At 65.1% G+C, this 20,384-nt stretch carries 22 protein-coding genes and 1 tRNA gene; 7 read left to right on the forward strand and 16 right to left on the reverse strand.

All coding sequences use genetic code 11. The features are described from left to right. Positions 1-13 precede the first annotated feature (13 nt). From A3Q7_RS0101665 to A3Q7_RS0101675, 3 genes are all read right to left on the reverse strand, one after another. A complete protein-coding gene (locus A3Q7_RS0101665; RefSeq protein ID WP_018410115.1) occupies positions 14-2,158 on the reverse strand; it encodes a TonB-dependent receptor in 2,145 nt (714 codons plus the stop codon). Positions 2,159-2,279: 121 nt separating this feature from the next. Then, a complete protein-coding gene (locus tag A3Q7_RS21030; RefSeq protein ID WP_018410116.1) occupies positions 2,280-3,107 on the reverse strand; it encodes a PEP-CTERM sorting domain-containing protein in 828 nt (275 codons plus the stop codon). A gap of 10 nt (positions 3,108-3,117) precedes the next feature. Further along, positions 3,118-3,843, reverse strand: a complete 726-nt coding sequence (locus tag A3Q7_RS0101675; protein WP_018410117.1) for a PEP-CTERM sorting domain-containing protein — start codon at positions 3,841-3,843, stop codon at positions 3,118-3,120. 268 nt (positions 3,844-4,111) lie between these two features. Between A3Q7_RS0101675 and A3Q7_RS19230 the strand changes: the two genes are divergently transcribed. From A3Q7_RS19230 to rpoS, 5 genes are all read left to right on the forward strand, one after another. Further along, positions 4,112-5,458 carry an MATE family efflux transporter gene (locus A3Q7_RS19230; RefSeq protein ID WP_018410118.1) on the forward strand — a complete coding sequence of 449 codons (1,347 nt, stop codon included), beginning with the start codon at positions 4,112-4,114 and terminating at the stop codon, positions 5,456-5,458. A 115-nt stretch (positions 5,459-5,573) separates the two neighbouring features. After that, positions 5,574-6,317 (forward strand): 5'/3'-nucleotidase SurE, encoded by a 744-nt coding sequence (surE, locus tag A3Q7_RS0101685; RefSeq protein ID WP_018410119.1) that lies wholly within the window; start codon positions 5,574-5,576, stop codon positions 6,315-6,317. 40 nt (positions 6,318-6,357) lie between these two features. Beyond that, a complete protein-coding gene (locus tag A3Q7_RS0101690; RefSeq protein ID WP_198289185.1) occupies positions 6,358-7,023 on the forward strand; it encodes a protein-L-isoaspartate(D-aspartate) O-methyltransferase in 666 nt (221 codons plus the stop codon). Further along, positions 7,020-8,018 (forward strand): peptidoglycan DD-metalloendopeptidase family protein, encoded by a 999-nt coding sequence (locus A3Q7_RS0101695; RefSeq protein ID WP_018410121.1) that lies wholly within the window; start codon positions 7,020-7,022, stop codon positions 8,016-8,018. The genes A3Q7_RS0101690 and A3Q7_RS0101695 overlap by 4 nt, the downstream gene beginning before the upstream one ends. A gap of 5 nt (positions 8,019-8,023) precedes the next feature. Further along, positions 8,024-8,977 carry an RNA polymerase sigma factor RpoS gene (rpoS, locus tag A3Q7_RS0101700; RefSeq protein ID WP_018410122.1) on the forward strand — a complete coding sequence of 318 codons (954 nt, stop codon included), beginning with the start codon at positions 8,024-8,026 and terminating at the stop codon, positions 8,975-8,977. Between the two features lie 30 nt (positions 8,978-9,007). Here the strand turns inward: rpoS and fliR are convergent, their stop codons facing one another. The 5 genes from fliR to A3Q7_RS0101725 form a co-directional block, all read right to left on the reverse strand. Then, positions 9,008-9,781 carry a flagellar biosynthetic protein FliR gene (fliR, locus tag A3Q7_RS0101705; RefSeq protein ID WP_018410123.1) on the reverse strand — a complete coding sequence of 258 codons (774 nt, stop codon included), beginning with the start codon at positions 9,779-9,781 and terminating at the stop codon, positions 9,008-9,010. 1 nt (position 9,782) lies between these two features. Beyond that, positions 9,783-10,052, reverse strand: a complete 270-nt coding sequence (gene fliQ, locus A3Q7_RS0101710; protein WP_018410124.1) for a flagellar biosynthesis protein FliQ — start codon at positions 10,050-10,052, stop codon at positions 9,783-9,785. A gap of 12 nt (positions 10,053-10,064) precedes the next feature. Next, positions 10,065-10,808 (reverse strand): flagellar type III secretion system pore protein FliP, encoded by a 744-nt coding sequence (fliP, locus tag A3Q7_RS0101715; protein WP_018410125.1) that lies wholly within the window; start codon positions 10,806-10,808, stop codon positions 10,065-10,067. Beyond that, positions 10,808-11,233 (reverse strand): flagellar biosynthetic protein FliO, encoded by a 426-nt coding sequence (gene fliO / locus A3Q7_RS0101720; protein ID WP_018410126.1) that lies wholly within the window; start codon positions 11,231-11,233, stop codon positions 10,808-10,810. Before fliO ends, fliP begins: the two co-directional genes overlap by 1 nt. Before the next feature lie 118 nt (positions 11,234-11,351). Beyond that, positions 11,352-12,032 carry a Crp/Fnr family transcriptional regulator gene (locus A3Q7_RS0101725; protein WP_018410127.1) on the reverse strand — a complete coding sequence of 227 codons (681 nt, stop codon included), beginning with the start codon at positions 12,030-12,032 and terminating at the stop codon, positions 11,352-11,354. 132 nt (positions 12,033-12,164) lie between these two features. On the opposite strand from A3Q7_RS0101725, the gene A3Q7_RS0101730 reads away from it, so the two are divergent. Next, complete coding sequence (locus A3Q7_RS0101730) at positions 12,165-12,995, forward strand: quinoprotein dehydrogenase-associated SoxYZ-like carrier (RefSeq protein WP_026224373.1); 831 nt, start codon at positions 12,165-12,167, stop codon at positions 12,993-12,995. Between the two features lie 34 nt (positions 12,996-13,029). On the opposite strand, the gene A3Q7_RS0101735 is transcribed toward A3Q7_RS0101730, so the two are convergent. Continuing rightward, positions 13,030-13,221, reverse strand: coding sequence for a YqaE/Pmp3 family membrane protein (locus tag A3Q7_RS0101735; RefSeq protein ID WP_018410129.1), 192 nt, complete (start codon positions 13,219-13,221; stop codon positions 13,030-13,032). A 133-nt stretch (positions 13,222-13,354) separates the two neighbouring features. Here A3Q7_RS0101735 and A3Q7_RS0101740 point away from each other — a divergent pair, with 133 nt between their 5' ends. Then, on the forward strand, positions 13,355-15,556 hold the full coding sequence (locus A3Q7_RS0101740) for a RelA/SpoT family protein (RefSeq protein ID WP_018410130.1): 2,202 nt from the start codon (positions 13,355-13,357) through the stop codon (positions 15,554-15,556). A gap of 15 nt (positions 15,557-15,571) precedes the next feature. Here A3Q7_RS0101740 and A3Q7_RS0101745 read toward each other — a convergent pair whose 3' ends face one another. From A3Q7_RS0101745 to A3Q7_RS0101775, 7 genes are all read right to left on the reverse strand, one after another. Then, positions 15,572-15,952, reverse strand: coding sequence for a hypothetical protein (locus A3Q7_RS0101745; RefSeq protein WP_018410131.1), 381 nt, complete (start codon positions 15,950-15,952; stop codon positions 15,572-15,574). 605 nt (positions 15,953-16,557) lie between these two features. Continuing rightward, the gene (locus tag A3Q7_RS20735; RefSeq protein ID WP_018410132.1) at positions 16,558-16,695 is read right to left on the reverse strand and encodes a hypothetical protein; all 138 of its coding nucleotides are present in this window, start codon (positions 16,693-16,695) and stop codon (positions 16,558-16,560) included. Positions 16,696-16,765: 70 nt separating this feature from the next. Further along, positions 16,766-17,596 (reverse strand): DUF3037 domain-containing protein, encoded by an 831-nt coding sequence (locus A3Q7_RS0101755; RefSeq protein WP_018410133.1) that lies wholly within the window; start codon positions 17,594-17,596, stop codon positions 16,766-16,768. Further along, a complete protein-coding gene (locus tag A3Q7_RS0101760; protein WP_018410134.1) occupies positions 17,593-18,327 on the reverse strand; it encodes a HipA family kinase in 735 nt (244 codons plus the stop codon). Before A3Q7_RS0101760 ends, A3Q7_RS0101755 begins: the two co-directional genes overlap by 4 nt. A gap of 27 nt (positions 18,328-18,354) precedes the next feature. Then, on the reverse strand, positions 18,355-18,597 hold the full coding sequence (locus A3Q7_RS0101765; protein ID WP_018410135.1) for a hypothetical protein: 243 nt from the start codon (positions 18,595-18,597) through the stop codon (positions 18,355-18,357). 158 nt (positions 18,598-18,755) lie between these two features. Further along, positions 18,756-18,830, reverse strand: a tRNA-Arg gene (locus A3Q7_RS0101770). A gap of 43 nt (positions 18,831-18,873) precedes the next feature. Continuing rightward, complete coding sequence (locus tag A3Q7_RS0101775; RefSeq protein ID WP_018410136.1) at positions 18,874-20,352, reverse strand: glycosyltransferase family 39 protein; 1,479 nt, start codon at positions 20,350-20,352, stop codon at positions 18,874-18,876. Between the last annotated feature and the right edge of the window lie 32 nt (positions 20,353-20,384).

The following is a 20,384-nucleotide window of genomic DNA, read 5'->3' on the forward strand; positions in this document are numbered from 1 at the left end:
CAGTGAGGCGCGCTCAGAAGCGCGCGCTGAGCGTCATGCCGACGATGCGCGGATCGCCGACATAGGTCGATCCGGCGTTGTCGCGGCCGATGATGTAGTCGCGATCCAGCAGATTGTTGCAGAACAGGGTGGCGGCCCAGTGATCGGTTTCGTAACCGATGCGCAGGTTCACCAGCGCATAGCCGGGTACTCGCTTGTCAGCTTCGTTGGCCAGATCGCTGGTGCCATAGAAGCCGCTCTTGTAGCTTGCGTCGGCGGCGGCGAACAGCCCGCTCGGATGATGGTAGCTGCCCCACAGCGAGGCGCTGCGGCGCGGCGCTTCCGGGAATTCCTTGTCGACGTACTGCGGAAAGGCTTCGAACCTCAGGAATTGCGTCTTCAGCAGACCGAAGGACATGCCGACGGTCGCGCCCTGGGCCGGCCGCAGTGCGACCTGCAGTTCGGCGCCCTTCAGTCGCGATTTTTCCGCATTGAAGGAGCGTGTGACCCGGGTGGTCGGGTCCTGCAGTGATACCTGCTGGTCGTCGAAGTCGTACTGGAACAGATTCAGATTGGTGACGAGCTGGCCATCCAGCCAGCGACCCCGGTACGCCGCTTCGTAGTGCATCAGCGATTCCGGTCGCACATCGCTGCCGTCGATGTCGGTGAAGCCCGAGCGGTATCCTTCGGACACGGTCAGCGCCAGGGTCTGGCCCGGCACCAGGTCATAGGCCACACCCAGCTTGGGCAGCAGCGGTTTGGCGCGCCGTGCCGGCGCCACATTCGTGCCCTCGATATGGTCTGTGCCTATGGTCTGGCGAAAGGTGGTGACGATCCAGGTCTTCTCGATTTCCTGCCGGGCGCCGATGATGAAGGACAGTCTTTCGGTCGCTTTCCAGTTCACTTCGCTGTACAGCGCGTGCACATTGATTGCGGTGCTGCGATAGAGATCCTGCACCGGAATGATGTTCAGGAAGGAAACATAGGAGTCCTGTGTACCCCTGAAACGGCCATAGAAGTATCCACTGAATACGGTGACCGAGCCGCCGTCGTAAGCCAGCCTGAGGTCCTGTGTGACGTCGCCGTCAGTCCGGGTTTCGGCGCGCTGCAGGTCGAGCGTCGGCGAGGCTGCCGTGATCAGGTTACGCGTGTCGATGGCGCTGGTGACCGAACTCAGTTTCAGCGAGGGCGTGATCGCATACGACACGTCGAGTATCTGGTTCCTGACCTTGTTCCGCCTGACTTCCGGATTGCTGGAATTGAGATCCGAGGCGATGCGATCGGAATAGGGCGCGTTGACGGCGGTCACCGCAGGCCTGTCGAAGCTGTCGCTGTAGGTGAACTTGACGCTCAGATCGCGCAAGCGGCTCGGCGTCAGCAGCAGCTTGAAACGTGTGTTGTGGAAACGTCCGTCATCCAGACCTTCCAGCGAGGGATCGACATAGCGCAGGCCGTGGCTGTCCTCGATCGATTCATGCGTCAGCCTGAACGCCAGTTCATTCTCGAGTATGGGGCCGGACAGCATGATGGCTTCACTGCGCTGCTGGAAGTGCGCAAAGCTGGTCTGCGCCGCGCCTTCCCAGTACGGGGTCGGGTCCTTGGTCTTGATCACCACGGCGCCGGCCAGCGCGTTGCGGCCCTGCAGCGTGGCCTGCGGACCGCGGTACACCTCCACCTGGTCGACGTCCCACAGTCCGCGTGCGCCGCGCCGGATGCCTTCGAAGCTTTGCGTAGCGCCATCGATCACCAGTGCTGCCATCGGGCGCGGATTGATGCCGGGCGAACCGACGCCTTCCGAATTGAGGCCGCGTATCGTGATGCCGTTGTTGCCGCGATTGGAAGGCGAAGCATTCACATTGGGCAGCAACTGGAAGGATGAACGCACATCCCGAATCTGCAGATCCTCGATCTGCTGGCTGTCGATCACGCTGACGCCCGAATAGGTCCTCTGCAGGTCCTGACCGGCCTTGTCACCCTTTACGGTGACCGTCTCCAGTTCGACCGGCCCGTTGTCGTCGCGAGCCGCGGAGGCGCTTGCGGTATCCGCGCGCGCAGGACCTGCCGCGCCGAGCGCGGCGCCCATCAGCGCCAGATGGAAAGGAAGCCGTTTGAATCGGGACGGTATCTGCCTCGGGCGGAAGGCGGAACGCTGCTGGCGATGGCGGGCGGCGGGCTGCATGAAGACTATCCTGTACGGACCAAGTGCGAAAGGACGCGGCACGGACGTCTGGAGACCGCGCCGGAAAAGGGAGAGGGGAAGGCGAAGGCGGGACAGCCGCGACAGGCTGTCCCGCCCAAGGTCAGACGCGACGGCGACGGGCCAGTGCAGACACCAGCAGCAGACCACCGGCCATCAATGCGTAGCTCGACGGCTCCGGAACGGCGGTGACCGCCGCGATGCTGCCGCTGCGGTTGAACACCATGCGGGTGTCGGTGAGCTGCACGAACAGGGCGTCGTTGTCCTGCGTCACATCCAGATCGAAGCTGTACTGGTTACCTGAAATGGTGAGCGAGCCCGCATAGGCGTTGGACCACTGGAAGAAAGGTTCGCCTTCCCACATCACCGCAACACTGATGTCCGCGGTCAGATCGACTGACGTCAGCACGCCATTGCTGAAGCTGAGGCCATTTCCACTGACATTGCTGGCGGTGATGACATAGGACCACGCGTAATTGCCGCCAAGATTCACCGCTGAACCATAGGGCGAATAGCCCGCGTCATTGAAGGTAAAGCTCAATGCCGAAGCGGCAATGGTTTCGCTGCCGACACCGGTCAGCACCGATTCGTCGTAATTGATGCTGCCGGAGCTGAAGGTGGAAAAACCGGCCGAGGTCGTGGTGTCGTTGCGCATCACGTCCGGGGTGGCTTCGGCATACACCGAGGACGAGGACAGCAGGGTCGTGACCACCGTGGTCCACAGACCGGATTCGCCGAGGTAGTAAGGCACTGCGGATTCGGTGAGCGGATCGGGTTCACTCACCCAGTTCTTCACATTGCTGAGCGACAGATATCCGGTGCCATCGTCGCCGGCCAGATCGATGCTGGCAGCGTACAGCGGTGCGGATGCCAGCAGCGTGGCGAGCAGCGCGGAAGCGGCGGCGGTGCGGGACAGGGTACGGATGCGCATGTCGATCTCCTCAGGCCTTGCGGCGGCCGTGCAGCGAGCGGACACCGATCAGGCCGAGGCCCGCCAGCAGCATCGCGTAGGTTTCGGGTTCGGGAACCGGCGGTGTTTCCGGGATGGTGGTCAGTCCGGCCACCGACCCTTCCACGTCCCACACGTAGCGGAAGTTGCGGCCGAGCACGGCGGCGGTGGAATCGACATAGAGATCGAAAACGCCATCGGTAATGGTGAACGTGCCGGTATAGGAGGCAGTCTGGCCGCTTGCATTGAAGGTGAACGTGATCGACGCCGTCAGGTCGATGTCCGCCAGAGCGCCGTTGTACAGCGTTGCGGTACCGGAAATATTGCTCAGCTTGGTCGTGTAATCGACGTTGAGCTCTGACGCGGCGCTGCCATCGATGAATTGAGTGAAGTTCAGCGTCAAGTCGGTAATGGAAGCGGTCTGCAGGCCCACATTGGACACATTCGCGTAGGTGAGCGTACCGATGTTGGCGAAATTGCCCTCGTTCGGGAATACATCGACACCGCTGCCAACAGTGGCCCCGCTGGAAATCCCGAAGAAGCCATCGGCCACCTGGCTGCCCTTCCAAGACTTGTCGATCTGCGCATAGACCGCCGAATAGTAGGAATACCAGCGGGAATCGCCGTCCGCCGTCAGGCTGAGTGAAGAGCTCGCGGCCGATGCCAGCGACGATGCGGCCAGGCCGACCGCGAGAAGAAGTGCGTGAGGGGTACGCATGGAACCTCCGGGATATACGTGCGACAACAAAGCGCCGGCCATGCCGGCGGATTCGTCAGCGCTCGCGCCTGGGGGTTGCCTGGGTTGCGAGACGTTGCGTCCGATTGCAGCTACTGTGAGTTAGTATCACAGTAATGAGAGTTATTCGCAAGAAAAACGCGAGCTTCTCGCGGCGCACCATAGCATCGCGTTGTGACAGTGCAACGTGCGAACAGAGTGGTTCTTCCGGTCCTGATCCGGTCGGGCGGGCGGCACGAGCGCGCCGCATATGAGCGCGCCGCATTCGTCGCTCGCGCGGCTGGCCCTGCCGCTGCTGCTCAACTCGCTGATGGGTCTGGCGACCACCCTGATCGACACCATGATCATCAGCGCCCACGGCAAGGCGTCGGCGGCCGCGGTGAGCCTCGCCAACCAGATCCTGGTGGCCGCCTATGACCTGTCGGTGCTGCTGGGCGTCGGTGCCACCATACTGGTCAGCCATGCACTCGGTCGGGGCGAGCGGGACGAGGCGCGCGCGGTGGCGCGGGTCGCCATCGTGTCGAATGCGCTGCTGGGCGTGCTGATCGGCATCGCGCTGGTGCTGCTGTCGCCGGTGCTCATCGGCTTCCTGAACGTGCCGCCGGAACTGGTGGCCGATGTCCGCACCTATGTGTGGGTGATCGCGATCGCGATGCCCTTCAACGGTTTCCTTATGGCGGGCGTGTCCTGCCTGCGCGGCTTTGCCCATACGCGCACCATACTGCTGCTCGGCCTGTTCGCCTTTCCGTCCTATCTGTTGCTCGACTATCTGCTGGTGCTGGGCGCCGGACCGGTGCCGGGGCTCGGCGTGCTTGGCTCGGCGCTCGCCACGCTGGCGGTGCGCGTCGCTTCGGTGCTGGTGCTGCTGTTCGTGCTGGTGCGCGTCATCGGCCTGGACTGGCGTGCGCCGCTCGCCCCTGCGCTCTGGCGGGACCGCTTGCGGCGGCTGGCAGGCCTGTCGTCGCCCAGCGTGCTCGATAACGTGGCTTACGGCTTCTACCAGCTCACGCTGGTGAGTTTCATCGCCGGCCTGGGTGTGGCGGCCGTGGTGAGCCGCTTCTACGTGATCGCGATCACCGCCTTCCTGCCGGTGCTCATCATGGCGATCAGCCAGGCGAACGAGGTGATCGTCGGCTATCGCCACGGCGCGGGGGAATTGGGCGGGCTGGGGCGGCGCGTGTTCCGGTCCGGAGCCATCGCCGCCGCACTGGCGACGCTGGCCGGTGTGGCGATCTGGTTGTTCGCCGATCCGCTGGTCGGACTGTTCAGCGACGACGCCGAGGTGCTGGCGCAGGCGCGCACGCTGCTGTGGCTCACCATCTTCCTGCAACCGCTGAGCGGCTTGAACACGGTACTGTTCCATTCGCTGCGGGTGCTGGGCGATGTGCATGCACCGGTGCTGTTCAGCCAGGCCGTCATGTGGTGCGTTGCAGTACCCCTGGCCTGGCTGTTCTGCGTGAAGATGGAACTGGGCGTGGCGGGCCTGTGGTACGCCATGCTGGTCGAGGAAGCGGCCAAGACCGCTTACATGGTCTGGCGCTGGTCGGGCCGGGCACGCCGCGCGCCGCCGCTGGCGCCGGTCGCCGCGGAGCACTGAGGCTTCGTGCTAGACTCGCGGGCTGTTGCAGGAGCGTCCGGAAAGTCGTGTTCCGCGCCTTTCCTTCGCGTCCATCCGCGGCCCTGTGCGGCCGGCCTCACCACCGCTCTGTTCCATGCGCATCCTGTTGTCCAATGACGACGGCTATTTCGCTCCCGGCCTCGAAGCGCTTGCGCGCGCCCTGTCCGAAGTCGGCGACGTGACCGTCGTGGCCCCCGAAGCCGATCGCAGCGGGGCCAGCAATTCCCTCACCCTGGACCGTCCGCTCATCCTGCGACGCGCCCGCAACGGCTTCTACTACGTCAATGGCACGCCCTCCGACTGCGTGCATCTCGCGGTGACCGGCATGCTGGACCATCTTCCCGACATCGTGGTGTCCGGCATCAATGATGGCGCCAATATGGGCGACGACACGATCTACTCGGGCACCGTCGCCGCGGCCACCGAAGGCTATCTGCTGGGCGTGCCGGCAATCGCGATGTCGATGACGCGCAAGGGCAGTGCTCACTACGAAACCGCGGCGCGCATCGCCTGCGACCTGGTGCGCCGGCTGACCGAGCGTCCGTTCGCCGCGCCGGTGCTGCTGAACGTGAACGTGCCCGATCTGTCCGGCGACCAGCTCAAGGGCGTGCAGGTCACCCGCCTGGGCCGTCGGCACAAGGCCGAGCCGGTGGTGCGCACGGTCAATCCGCGCAACGAAACGGTGTACTGGGTCGGTGCCGCCGGTGCCGCGCAGGATGCCGGCGAGGGCACGGATTTCCACGCGACCGCGCACGGCTACGCCTCCATCACGCCGTTGCAGATCGATCTCACCCACGTTGCCCAGATGGGGCAGTTGCGGGAATGGCTGGGCGCATGACCGCGCCCGTCGCGACCCGCCGCGCGCCTGCTTCGCGCGCCTGGCCGACAGCATGAAGACGGATCCGAATCTCGCGCTCACCCGCGCGCGTGCGCGCATGGTGGATCGCCTGCGCACGTCCGGCATACGCGACGAGGGCGTGCTCGCGGCGATGCAGGCCATCCCTCGCCACCAGTTCGTCGAGGAGGCGCTGCGCAGTCGCGCCTATGAGGACACGGCGCTGCCGCTCGGATACCAGCAGACGATTTCGCAGCCTTTCATCGTTGCGCGCATGATTGAACTTCTGCGTGCCGGTGGACGTCAGCTCGGCAAGACGCTGGAGGTCGGGGCTGGCTGCGGCTACCAGGCGGCGGTGCTGTCGCGGCTGGCGAAGGATGTGTATGCGATCGAACGTCTGGCGCCGCTGCTCGAACTGGCCAAGCGCAATCTGCGCCCGCTGCGGCTTCCCAACGTCAGGTTGAAACATGCTGATGGCACGGTCGGACTCGCCGCGGAAGCGCCCTTCGATACAATCATCGTCGCGGCGGCCGCGACCACGGTGCCGGTCACGCTGCTCGAACAACTGGCCGAGGGCGGCCGGCTCGTCATTCCGGTCGGCGCCCAGGACCAGTCGCTGCGTCTGATCGAGCGTCAGCCGCAGCATCGCTTTGTCGAATCGAAACTGGATGCGGTGCGCTTCGTGCCGCTCCTGCCGGGGGTTGAATGAACAGTACGCTGCGTGGCCTGACCATTGCAGGGGTGTCGGTGATGATCGCCGCGTGTGCCGGTTCCCGGCCGGCACCGATCGAGGAGCGTCCGATACCTTCGTCCGCCGGCGCTGTGCCATCGGCACAAGCACCCGCCACCACGGTCGCGCCGGCGCCTGCTGCCCGGGCCGGCTTTCACACGGTGGCCAAGGGCGAAACGCTGTACAGCATCGCGCTGGAGAACGGGCAGGACTGGCGCGATCTGGTGGTCTGGAACAAGCTGGAAAACCCCAACCTGATTCGCATAGGCCAGGAAATCCGCGTGCTGCCCCCGGAAGGCAGCGTGGAGACGCGACCCATCCTCACGACGTCGCCGGTGCAGGCGCGACCGCTTGATACCGCACCGCCCGCGGGCACAGCGGCGGCAACCGGCAATACTCCGACATTCAAACGCGAGCCGCGCGGCGGCGTCGAGGCCTATTCGGAAGAGACATTCGCGGCCATGAAGTCACCGGCAACCCCGGCGCCTGCCGTCAATCCAGCCGGGCTGTCCGCAGCCGAACCCACTGCAGCGCCAGGTGCGACGGCTGCGGCGCCGGCTGCCGCAGTGGCGAGCGCGCCCGACGCGGTGCGCAGCGAGGAAGGCATAGAGTGGAGCTGGCCCGCCAACGGCCGCATCATCGGTCGCTTCGGTGAGGGGGCCAACAAGGGTGTGGATATCGCGGGCAAGCAGGGTGAGCCGGTGCTGGCGGCCGCCGGCGGTCGCGTGGTTTATGCGGGCGAGGCGATGCGCGGATATGGCAAACTGGTCATCATCAAGCACGACAACACCTATCTGTCGGCGTACGCGCACAACAGTCGCATCCTGGTGCAGGAACGCGACACCGTGAAACGCGGACAAAGGATTGCCGATCTCGGTGACACCGATACCGAGACCGGCAAGCCCAGGCTGCATTTCGAAGTGCGACGCCAGGGCAAACCCGTCGATCCGCTGAAGTATCTGCCGCCGAGATAGCTGCCATGTCCGACCTGTCGCTGCCCGAGGATGCCGAACCCGTCGAACCGATCGAGGAAGAAGCGTCCATCGGTGACATCGATACGGTCGATTCGTCGGCGGAGATCGGCGAGCCACCTGAGGCCGAATTCCTCGGCGACGCCACCCAGCTCTACCTGAACGAGATCGGCGCGAATCCGCTGCTCACGCCGGAGGAGGAACTGGCGCTGTCGCGGCGGGTACGCCAGGGCGACTTTGCCGCGCGCCAGATCATGATCGAACGCAATCTGCGGCTGGTCGTGAACATCGCCAAGCACTACCTGAACCGCGGCATGCCCCTGCTCGATCTGGTCGAGGAAGGCAATCTCGGTCTGATGCATGCACTCGAGAAATTCGATCCGGAGCGCGGCTTCCGTTTCTCGACCTACGCGACCTGGTGGATTCGGCAGAACATCGAGCGCGCCATCATGAACCAGTCGCGCACGATACGGCTGCCGGTGCACGTGGTGAAGGAGCTGAACCAGGTGCTGCGCGCGATGCGCAGCCTGGAGTCGCGCAGCGGCGGCGATTGCTGCGCCGAGGACATCGCGCTCTTGCTGGCCAAACCGGTCGAGGACGTGCGGCACATCCTGTCGCTGAACGAACACACCGCTTCGCTCGATGCGCCGCTGGACATCGACCCTTCGCTGTCCATCGGCGAATCGCTGGCGGACGACGATCAGGACGGACCGGATGTGCTGATCCAGAATGCCGAGATCGGCTCGCTGGTTCACTCCTGGATTTCCCAGCTCGGCGACAAGCAGCGCACCGTGATCGAACATCGTTACGGCATCAATGGCTGCGAGATCGCGACGCTGGAAGAGCTGGCCGAGCGGCTGGGCCTGACGCGTGAGCGGGTGCGCCAGATACAGCTCGAGGCCCTGGCGCAGCTTCGCAAGATATTGCGCCGTGCCGGCGTATCGCGGGACGTGCTGCTGTAAGCGCGCTGCAGGCGTTCCGCAGCGTGTGCATCACGCCATCGCGAGGCGGGCCAGTGTTTCCAGACCGTATTCGAACAGGTTCTGCAGCATCGGGGTGAAGAAGGGCAGCGACAGCATCAGCATCACGAAGCCTGCGATCAGCGTGACCGGAAAGCCGATCGCGAACAGATTCAGTGTCGGTGCGGCCCGCGTCAGCACCGCCAGTGCGATATTCACCACCAGCAGCGCAGCGATGAGCGGCAGTGCGATCATCAGGCCGGCCGAGAACACGGTAGCGCCCCAGCGCGCAATGGCCAGCCAGCCGCCCGCCGGAAACAGGTCGGCACCGACCGGCCACCATTCGAAGCTGTTGCCGAGCACGGCCAGCACCATCAGGTGGCCATTGATGGCCAGGAACACCAGCATGGCCAGCAGCCCCATGAACTCCGCGATCACCGGTGACTGGGCGGCATTGTCCGGGTCGTAGAACATGGCAAAGCCCAGGCCCATCTGCAGGCCGATCAGTTCGCCCGCGAGGTCGATCGCCGCGAAAATGATGCGCATCGAAAAACCGAGCGCGATGCCGATCAGCATCTGTTGCGTCAGGGCCAGCAGGCCCGGCCAGCTTCCGACCTGCAGCCCGGATGGCGGCAGTGTCGGGATGAGCGCGAACGTGATGCCCAGTCCCAGACCCAGACGCACGCGCGCGACGAAGGCACGGTTGTTGAACAGCGGCGCGGCGGCGATCAGGCCGAGTACCCGTGCCAGCGGAAACAGCAGGGCCGACATCCACAGGTCGAGCTGTGCCGCAGTGACCGAAATCACGTCAGCCCAGCAGCGACGGGATGGATGAGTAGAGGCGACGGATGTAGTCGGTCATCAGCGTGATCATCCACGGACCGGCGATCACGATCACGATGAACACAGCGATCAGTTTTGGAATGAAGGAAAGCGTCATTTCATTCACCTGGGTCGCCGCCTGGAAGATGCTGATCACCAGGCCGGTCAGCAGTGCCGCGCCGAGTACCGGGGCGGATACCAGCAGCAGGATTTCGACCGCGTGACGGCCGATGTCGACAACAATGCTCGGTGTCATGATGCAACTCCGTCAGATCTGGCCGAAGGTGGCCACCAGCGTGCCCAGAAGCAGATTCCAGCCATCGACCAGCACGAACAGCATGAGCTTGAAGGGCAGGGACACGATGACCGGCGACATCATCATCATCCCCATGGACATGAGCACCGAAGCCACCACCATGTCGATGATGAGGAAGGGAATGAAGACGATGAAGCCGATCTGGAACGCGGTTTTCAGTTCGGACGTGACGTAGGCGGGTACCACCACGCGCATCGGCAGCTCGTCCTGGCTGGCCACGGGCGGGGTGTCGGACAGCCGCATGAACAGTTCGATATCGGGTTCGCGCACCTGCTTCAGCATGAAGGTCTTCAGCGGCTTGCCACCGATGTCCAGCGCCTGTTCGAAGCTGATGCGGTTGTCCGCCAGCGGCACATAGGCGTCGGTGTAGATCTTCTCCGCCACCGGCGACATGATGAAGAAAGTCAGGAACATGGCGAGGCCGATCAGCACCTGGTTGGGCGGGCTGCTCTGCGTGCCCAGCGCCTGGCGCAGCAGGGACAGCACGATGATGATGCGGGTGAAGCTGGTCATCATGAGCAGCACGGCCGGCAGGAAGGACAGGCTGGTGAGCAGCAGCAGGGTCTGTATCGACAGTGACCAGTTGGTACCGCCGCCCGGTGCCGGCGTGCTGGTGAGCGCCGGCATGGACTGTGCGAATACCTCGGGTGCGAGCGCGGCGAGCAGCACGCCGCCGGCAGCAAGCAGTTGGCGCATCAGCGTTCGCCCTTCCTGAGCCGCGCCAGCAGCGCAGCGAAATCCGGGGGCGATGCGCCCTGTGCGGCGGCTGGCAGCTCGCCGCGCGGCAGCGTGGCGATGCCATTGACCGATCCCGGCGCAACGCCCACCACCAGCCAGTGTTCGCCGATTTCCAGCAGTACGATGCGTTCGCGCGAGCCGACCGCGATGCCGCCCACCGTGCGTATCGGCGCACCGCCACCCGCGAATTTCCCGCCGGACAGCCTGCGCAGCAGCCACAGCGCCGCGAACAGCACCGCCAGCACCACGGCCAGCGCGCCCAGCATCTGGATGACAGCGCCAGCGCCCGATGTGGTCGCGGCGGGTGCAGCCGTGGCCGCGTCTTCGGCTGCACGCAGCGGCGCACACAGCAGGATGGAGACGAGAAGGAAGAAGATTTTCATGGCGTCAGGCTAGCGCGCCGGCGCCGTCGCGCAGACCGGGAATAGACCGGCTTTCAGCCGGCAATTTCTGCCGCCAGGTTGTGCTGTTTCACGGCCGGGGTGGCGACGGCGCGATGACTCAGCACCGTTGCGCGAGGGCGGCACGGTCCCGCACTTCGATGCGACCCCGGGACAGTGCGATCCACGCCTGACGCTCCCACTGCTTCAGTATGCGGCCCACCGGCTCGCGCGTGCTGCCCAGTTCGGTCGCCAGACCACTCTGTGTGACCTCGATGGCCTGCCCGTCGGCACTGCGCGCCAGCAGCAGATCGGCCAGCCTCGCATCGAGCCGCCGGAACTTCAGTTGGTCCAGCAGACCGATCATGTCGGACAGCAGGCGGCCGTAGTGCTCGAACACGAACTGGCGGAACACTTCCGAGCCATTCAGCAGGGCGCGGAATGCGTGCCCGGATATCGCCACCTCCCGCAGATCTGTTTCCGCGATGCTGGCCGCAGGATAGCGCGCGACGCCGAGCAGACAGGATGTCGTGAGCACGCAGGAATCGCCTGGACCGACGCGGTAGAGCAGCACCTCGCGACCATTGGCGGACAGGCGCCGGATGCGCGACCAGCCTTCGATGCGCAGGATGAAGTTGTTGCAGGCGTCGCCTTCGCGATAACCGGTTTCACCGGCCGATAGCCGGACCTCGAAACTGTTGTCCAGCAGATACTCGCGCGAGCGTTCATCCAGATGCTGCAGCGCAGGAAAATGCCGTATCCAGTCGCGCCACTGCCCCGGTGCGCCGACGTGTCGGCTCATGCAATTCCCCGTTCTTCATGATTGAATCGGGATCGTATCCTGCAAAAATCGGGAATGTGTGACTAAGTCGCAGATCGAAATGCGCGGCAGCGTGTCCAATCGATGCAAAAGAATCAACCGGAGGAGAGTTTCATGCTGACCCACATCCTGAGGGCGCTGCTGTGCGCGCTCGCCCTTGCCTGGCTGCTGCCGGCTTCGGCGGCGAGTGACCCGTCGTCCGACACCGAGGTCTGGAAGAATGTCCGCGCCAGCCTGTTCGACGGGCGCGACATCGTCGAATCGACCGACGTGGTGGAACTGGAGGCGCCGTTCCGCGCCGAGGACGCGGCGGTGGTGCCGGTGGTGCTGCGCGCGAAGATCGACCAGAAGCCGGATTACTACATCCGTCGCATGTGGCTGGTGATCGACGGCAATCCGACGCCGGTTGCCGCCGCCATCACGATTGCGCCGGAAGCGGGGCGGGCCGACATCGAAACGCGTGTGCGGGTGGAGCAGTACACCTGGATGCGGGCCATCGCGGAAACCAGCGACGGCAAGCTGCATGCGTCCAGCCGCTTCGTGCGCGCATCGGGTGGCTGTTCCGCGCCAGCGGGCAAGGATGTCGAGGAGGCCATGGCGCGCCTGGGTCGCATGAAGATCAAGGTGGACGCTGCCGCGTCCGCGGAAACCCCGGCCAGCGCGACCGTCATGGTGAGCCATCCGAACCTGAACGGCATGCAGATGGACCAGGTGACCCGCCTCTTCACGCCGGCGCATTTCGTGCGCCGCATCGAAGTGAGCTACGCCGGCCAGACGCTGTTGACCGCCGATGTCGACTTCGCGCTGAGCGAAAACCCGCAACTGCGCTTCCACTTCCGGCCGCAGGACGGCGGCGAGTTGCAGGCGCGCGTGATCGACTCGAGGGATCTCACCTTCACGCAGTCGGTGGCGGTCCAGCGCGCGCCGGTCGCCAGCACCCGCTGAGTCCAGCCTGTGCCATCCGCCCCGGCGGGGCGCGTCAGCGCTTGCCGAGAGCGTCCTCGATCTTGCGGTCGGTCTTGTACTGGCTCAGCGCATAGACCGCCCACAGGGCGGCGGGCAACCAGCCTATCAGCGTGAGCTGCAGGATGAGGCAGACGATGCCGGCGATGGGGCGGCCTATGGTGAAGAACACCATGAAGGGCAGAAAAATCGCGAGCAGCAGACGCATCGGACACTCCCATCGACAAGTTGCGACGAACCTTACCCCATGGTGCGCGCGACTTGAAGACTCGCGCACCGCATTCCGGCGGAATGTTGCTGCGCCGCAAGCGGGCATGCGGTGAATCCGGGATAATCGCGCCATGGTTTCCGTTGTCCACTCGCTGACAAGCGCCGATTCGGCGCGCACGCCCCTCGAACTGCTGGCCGACGGCCTCGGCAGCGCAGAGGCCGACACACTGCGCGGCGCGCACGATCTGGTCATGCCGCTCTATGCCGATCGCACGCTGGGCACCGGTGAGCCGATGGGCGAGCATGTGCTCGGTCAGGCGCTGATCTGCGCGTCGCTGCGCCTGGACCTGGAAACCCGTCTGGCGGCCTTGCTGTTTCCGCTGCACGAGGTGCAGGACGACGCCGACGAGCGCGTGCGCTCGCTGTACGGCCCTTCCGTCGCCGAACTGGTGGGCGGTCTGCATCGCCTGGACAACCTGCGCCTGATCACCCGTGCCCACGCCTCGCAGACGGTGGCCGGCAACGACCCTGGCGGCAATCAGGCCGAGGTGCTGCGCAAGATGGTGCTGGCCATGGTGGCCGATGTGCGCGTGGTCATGCTGCGCCTGGCTTCGCGTGTGCAGAGCCTGCGCTGGCTCACCGCGCACCCGAACGAGGACCGGCTTGCGCTGGCGCGCGAATCGCTGGACATCTACGCGCCGCTCGCCAACCGTCTCGGGGTGTGGCAACTGAAGTGGGAACTGGAAGACCTGTCCTTCCGCTTCCTCCAACCCGACACCTACAAGCGCATCGCGAAACAGCTCGACGAAAAGCGCGTCGAGCGCGAGGCCTTCATCGCCGACGCGATGGAAAAGCTGCGCGCCGAGCTGCAGGCGGCCGGCATCAAGGCGGAAATCCAGGGGCGCCCGAAACACATCTACAGCATCTGGAACAAGATGCGCGCGAAGAAGCTGGAGTTCTCGGAGGTGTACGACGTGCGCGCCTTGCGTGTGCTGGTCGACAGCGTGCGCGACTGCTATGCCGCACTCGGCGTGGTGCACCAGCTCTGGCATCCGCTGCCTCGCGAGTTTGACGATTACATCGCCCAGCCCAAGGGCAACAACTACCAGTCGCTGCATACCGCCGTGATTGCGCCGGACGGCCGGTCGCTGGAGGTGCAGATCCGCACCTGGGACATGCACCGGCACGCCGAAATGGGCGTGGCGGCGCACTGGCGCTACAAGGAAGGGTCGGGCCAGGACAGGCATTACGACGACAAGATCGCCTGGCTGCGCCAGTTGCTGTCCTGGCGCGACGAAATCGCCGACCACTCGGAATGGGTGGAACAGTTCAAGCGCGCCGCGCTCGACGACACCATCTATGTGCTCACGCCCCAGGGCAAGGTGATCGATCTGCCCGCCGGCGCGACGCCGGTGGATTTCGCCTACCGGCTGCACACCGATCTCGGCCACCGCTGTCGCGGCGCGCGGGTGAATGGCCAGCTCGTGCCGCTCAACACGCCGCTGGACAACGGCCAGCGCGTTGAAATCATCGCCGCCAAGCAGGGCGGTCCTTCGCGCGACTGGCTGGTGCCGCAGCAGGGCTATCTCACCACGCACGGTGCGCGCCAGAAGGTGAGGCGCTGGTTCGCCCAGATCGAGGAGGGCGAAACGCTGGCGCAGGGACGCGCCTGGCTGGCGCGCGAACTGGCGCGCGAAGGCGCCTCACAGACCGGTCTGGAAGAGCTGGCGCACAAGCTGGGCTTCAACAGCGTGGATGCGATGCACATTGCGTGCGCGCACGGCGAGGTCGGGCCGCGCGCCATCCATGTCGCGCTGCGCGGCGAGGAGCCGCTGGTCGAAGAACCCGAAATCAAGCCGCGCGCCCCGCGTGCCAGCGGCGAGAAGGGTGTGCTGGTGCAGGGCGTGGGCAAGCTGCTGACCCAGCTCGGGCGCTGCTGCAAGCCGGCACCGCCGGATCCGATCTCCGGCTTCGTGACGCGCGGCCGCGGCGTGGCCATCCACCGCAGCGACTGCCCGAACTACATCAATATGGTCGCGCGCCATCCGGAACGGGTGATCGACGTGCAGTGGGGCGAAGTGGCAAGCGGAGATCCCGATGCGCGTTTCGCCGCCGACATCCATGTCGAGGCGCACGACCGCCAAGGCTTGCTGCGCGACATATCGGAAGTGCTGTCACGCGAGAAGATCAATGTCACCGCCGTCAGCACGCAGTCCAAGGCGGGCATGGCGCGCATGAGCTTCACGGTCGAGATCGCCGGGGTCAACCAGATCCAGAAGGTGCTGGGCCTGATACGCGAGGTCGATGGCGTGGTCGAAACGCGCCGCGGCTGAACGCCGCCGGGCCGCTCAGGCGTATAGATCGGCGCTGGCCGGCGCGCGCGAAGCCGGCTCGGCGTAGCGCTGCTCGAGCGCCTGCCGTCGCGCCGCCAGCCGCGCATAGTCGCCTTCGCTGCCCGGTTCCGGCAAGGTGGACGCCTGCTCCCCGTCGGACTGCTGGAAATCACCGCGTATCGCCGACAGCATCAGCGCCCCGGCCAGATTCTCCGCGCGCCGGCTGTCATTGCCGCCCGTTGGCTGCACCGCGCCGCCTGGCTCCGGCGCCGATGGTGCGTCGCGCTCCAGCGCCTCCAGCGCGTCGGTCGCGTCGACCGGCGTGACCGGGCGCGGCCTGACCGTGGCCGCGCCGGGCGTCGAAATGCTGCGCTGACTGGGGGAAGGGATATTCATCAGGAGCGGCGGATTCGCGTTGTCCGGTGCACCGCAACTATATGCCTGCCGGCAAGCGCGCGAAAGGGTGCGCGATCCCCGCGCGTATGGACCCAACAGGAATCGAACACTTCTCTAAAACCATTCTCTACAAAAGGTCTTCGCGTTCAGGTTCTCAAAAGTGCCACCAAACGTGCCACCACATTGCGGAGAGATACGCCTATTGCCGCACAGGCCCAGTGGACGGGCGGGTGATTGCTGTCGCTGTGGCTGGCTTCACCCCAGCACCTCAATATCTACGGCGACGTCGCATCGTCGGGCCGCACGGAACAGCCTGTTACAGGCTGTTGGCAAGCGGTCGGCGTGTAGTCAAGGCGCAGCGGAATTGTTGTCCGTGACGGCGCCATCGGCTCAGCATGATGCACTGGCAGCGGTCCGGGGCGTCTGCGAAGGATCGTCGCTGGCCCACAAAGGTGTCAGCCCACACGGACACCGCCGGCAGCTTAGCGGGGGCGGACTGCGGCCGAGAACGGCTCGGCAGGAGGAGGGACCCCGCGGGGGAGGGGCGAACTCGCGCGCACCCGGAATCAACCCGACCCGCCGACGAAATTTCGGCGGACCCGGAGTTATCGGGTCGCGAACTCCAGGATGGCTGGCTCGTCGTTTGCCGCGATGACGGTCACCTGCTGTTCCTGCAACTCATCGCGAATTTCGGCAAATGCCGCCGAGGCGCGCGCGTCGGGTGCCGGGGCACGCACCGGCATCAGCACGTCGTCGGGCAGGGCGCCGCTTCTACTTCGTCGGCCGGTTCGGTTTGCCTGCTTCGTACCGCATTCAGGCTCTTGCGAAATCGATAATGCGCTGTGTGTTGGGCGCAGCGACGACTTCAATATTAAGTTCAGTCAGTTCCTGCGCAACGTCCGTGAAGGCCTTGTAGCGCTTCTCGTCATTGTCGGGCGGTGCGTCGAGCGGCAGCAGTACCGCATCTGGCAGCAGGTCACGGCTGCGCAAGCGGTGAAACTTGCGGATCCATAGATCACCGTGTGAGTAGATTCGTTCTGGGTCGTCCTGCGCAAGGAACAGCGGTTTGATGATCCGCACCGGCGTGTCGTCCTTGATCGCGACAAATGGAAAGCGGGCGTGGAACATATCGTCGCCAACAACTTCCTCCCGATAGCGCTCCCCGAGATTTGCACCGAACAGCAGGCGCCTGATGGCCTTATCCAGCAGGCGCTCCTGGTACTCCTTGGTGGCGAATTCACGCTCGACATAGAACCCATAGAGTTCATCGAGACATGCTTTCGGTTCGTCGGCCATCACCACACCAGGTTCGTCAAACCGGAACAGGGTTTCGCGGCGACGCACCAGTTCGGCGAACTGTCGCACGGCGACCGCGGTGTCCACCGTACGCAGCCGGTCCAGCGGCCCCCGTTTCAACATGCCGCGGACACGGGTCAGTTCCTCCTGGAAAAGCTGCTTGCCCTCCAGAAAGATGCGGCGCTCCATGCCCTCGAAGAATCGGGTGACGCGACCATAGCGTTTCAGCAGCTTGAAGCCGAAGAAGCCGGCTTCCGGACACATCAGCACAACACCCACGTTTGCAAATTCGCGCGTTTCCGCATAGGGCATGAACTGAACGACCGCGTACTGGCAGACCTGCTTCATTGCACTCCACTCCAGAAATCACCCTGATCGAAGCCTTCGAGCAGGCGCCTCACGGCCATGCGGTCGAAATTGGCCGGCACTCCGTCATCCACCAGCCACCACTCGTCAGGCACTTCGTCGCAGGCGCGGTCGAACGCCTCAAGCGCAGCCTCCATACGTGCTGCGTAGCGGGCACGATGGGCCAGATCATGGAATACACACTGTGCTTGCGCTGCGAACACGTGCTGTTCGAAAAAAGCCGTCTTGTCAAAATCGGGATCAAAGGCCTGATTGTGATCGATCACTACCAGCCCGCTATGTTCCTGACTCCACAGCAGATTGGGGTTGCCGCCCTTTTCGGTCAAGGTTCGGTCCTGATTATGGACCCACCAATCGAAAACCAGCACGTCCTGTTGCACAGCCGGATCGACCAGATCGATATGCGATACGGTGAGTTCCTGCGCGTAGTCGTGCCGCAGTGAACCAAAGGCAGGGCCGGCGCCGAGTTCGGACAGATCGGGCCGCAACGCGGTCTGGATGAGCGCCTGCGGCACCACCACCTGTTCGAAGTGCGCGATCGGCAGACCGAAAGCCAGCGCGAGCCGGCCGGCGGTCCACTCGCACAGCAGGTTGCGCAGGCCCATGCCCCGGCCTTTCACGTAATACCAGTGTTCGTCGTCTCCGCGGCACAGGAAAGGTTTGGTGATGCCCTGTTCGGCACGACTCCGGATCTGCTCTATCGTCACGGTCACTGAACCGTCTCCTTGGAGGGGCTGCGATCAGGCTGCCTGAAGCGCCGTGTGCACCAGCGCGTCGGCAAGTCGTGCGCGATTCTCCCGGGCGAACGCAAGGTCCGCTTTCAACAGGTCGCACAGGGCCATCAACTCGTCGACCTTGGCGACGATGCGGCCTTTGGTGAGGCTCACCTCTTCGCGGATCTGCGTGTGCAGATACCATCCGGCATCGACCAATGCGGGGGTGATGTACTTGGTACAGATATCGCGCTCGGACAGTTTGGCCATCGGTTTCCGCGCCGGGACAGGGTGGCCGATAGGATAAGTGAATCCGGCCGCGCGCTGCATGACCGCCCTGTGAGCGGAGGCGGGGCGTGAAGACCGCGCTGACGGTGGGGCGTGGACGAAGCGCGAGCGTGCCCGGACGAGTCTTGCGCAGGGGGAGCTGGTGGCCCCAACAGGAATCGAACCTGTACCTACCCCTTAGGAGGGGGTTGTTGTATCCATTCAACTATGGAGCCGCAGGGCCGCGATTGTAACCGCGTCGCGGCCTGCGCGCCCAGTTCAGCGCGTGCCGGCGGCGTGCGGCGGGTTCGCGGCTGCAGCCGGCAGCCGCGCGTAGCGGTATTCGACCGGCGCGTGGCCCGGGTGCGCGTGCAGATAGGGCAGGCGCAGCGGTGCGGGTGGCGCTTCGCCTGCGCGTTCGAACAGCGGAAGACCGCCGTCGATCTTGCCGATCAGCAGGTGCGGCCTGTTCCGCGCCGCGGGGCTGGGTGCGCCGCTTTTCCACACCGCGACCTCGGCATCCGGATAGCGCACGCGCAGTACGCCACCCAGCACCGGATCGTCGGTCACGATGGCCTGTCTGCCGTCGAAGCCCTCCGCCGCGAGCGTCCGGGCGAGCCGGTCTATCGGTTCGTTCAGTTCGTCCGGACGGTTGCGCCAGCCATCGAGTACCGGGCGCAGGCCGGCCAGGGCCAGGAAGCACAGCGCGAACACCACCAGCACGGCCCGCAGGGCGGGCAGGCGTCGATGCTGCGCCAGCGCGGGCCGACAGCAGAACAGCGCCATCGGCGCGAGGAACAGCAGCGGCTGCAACCAGCGTCCCTTGAAATGGGTCGCCCCGCCGATCACGATCAGCGCGAGCAGCAGCGCGTACAGTGCAATGAAATAGCGCCGCAGGAAGCGACAGGTGTCGCTCGCGACCGAGGTGCGGGCTGGCATGCGGTCGCGCAAGAGTGCGCGGCCGAACAGCAGGGCGCATACCAGCGCGAGCAGGCCCAGCGTGGCCGCGCTCGCGCTGGTCAGGCTGAGCAGCCCGCGCAGCATGGCTGCGGGCGCTCCACCGCTGGTGGTGTCGAGCTTTTCCAGCGTGCGGGTGCTGGCCAGTTGCCAGTTGTCCGTCAGCCACAGGGCGTGCGGCAGGAAGACGAGCGCCGCCACCAGTGCGCTGAGCGCAAGCCAGGGCGAGAGCACCCGCAGGCGGGTTTCGTGCGCAGCCATCAGGGCGAGAACGCTTGCCGCGGCATGCACGGCAAAGCTGTACTTGGACAGCATGCCGAGGCCGATGGCCAGGCCGAGCCACGCATACAGCGCCGGGCGGGGACGCTCGATCAGCCGCACGATGAGGCAGAGGTGGGCGGCCGCCACGGCGGTCACAAGCACCGAATGCGTGAGGTCGCGCTGCGATTCCCAGCCTATCTGCGGGATCAGCAGCATGCAGGCCGCCGACAGGATGGCCGGGGCAGGGGGCATCACGCGCCGGGCGGCTGCATACACGAAGCCATAGGTGGCTGCGAGCAACAGGTTCTTCAGCAAGGCGAGCGACAGCACCGATACGCCGAACGTCTGGAACACGGCCCATTGCAACCATGTGTAGAGCGGAGGCTGGCTGCCGTAGCCGGCGGCCAGATGCTGCGTCCATAGCGCCTGTTCGGCTTCATCCAGTTCCAGTGCACCGGATGCCAGCACCCGGAGCAGGACATGGGAGCCGAAGTAGATGAGCAGCAGCAGGAGCGGGGCGGGAATCTTGTCGGTGCGCATCGCCGCAGTGTCGCAGCCTCATCTTAATTTGC

This window comes from Methyloversatilis thermotolerans (assembly GCF_000372885.1).
Lineage (GTDB): Bacteria > Pseudomonadota > Gammaproteobacteria > Burkholderiales > Rhodocyclaceae > Methyloversatilis > Methyloversatilis thermotolerans.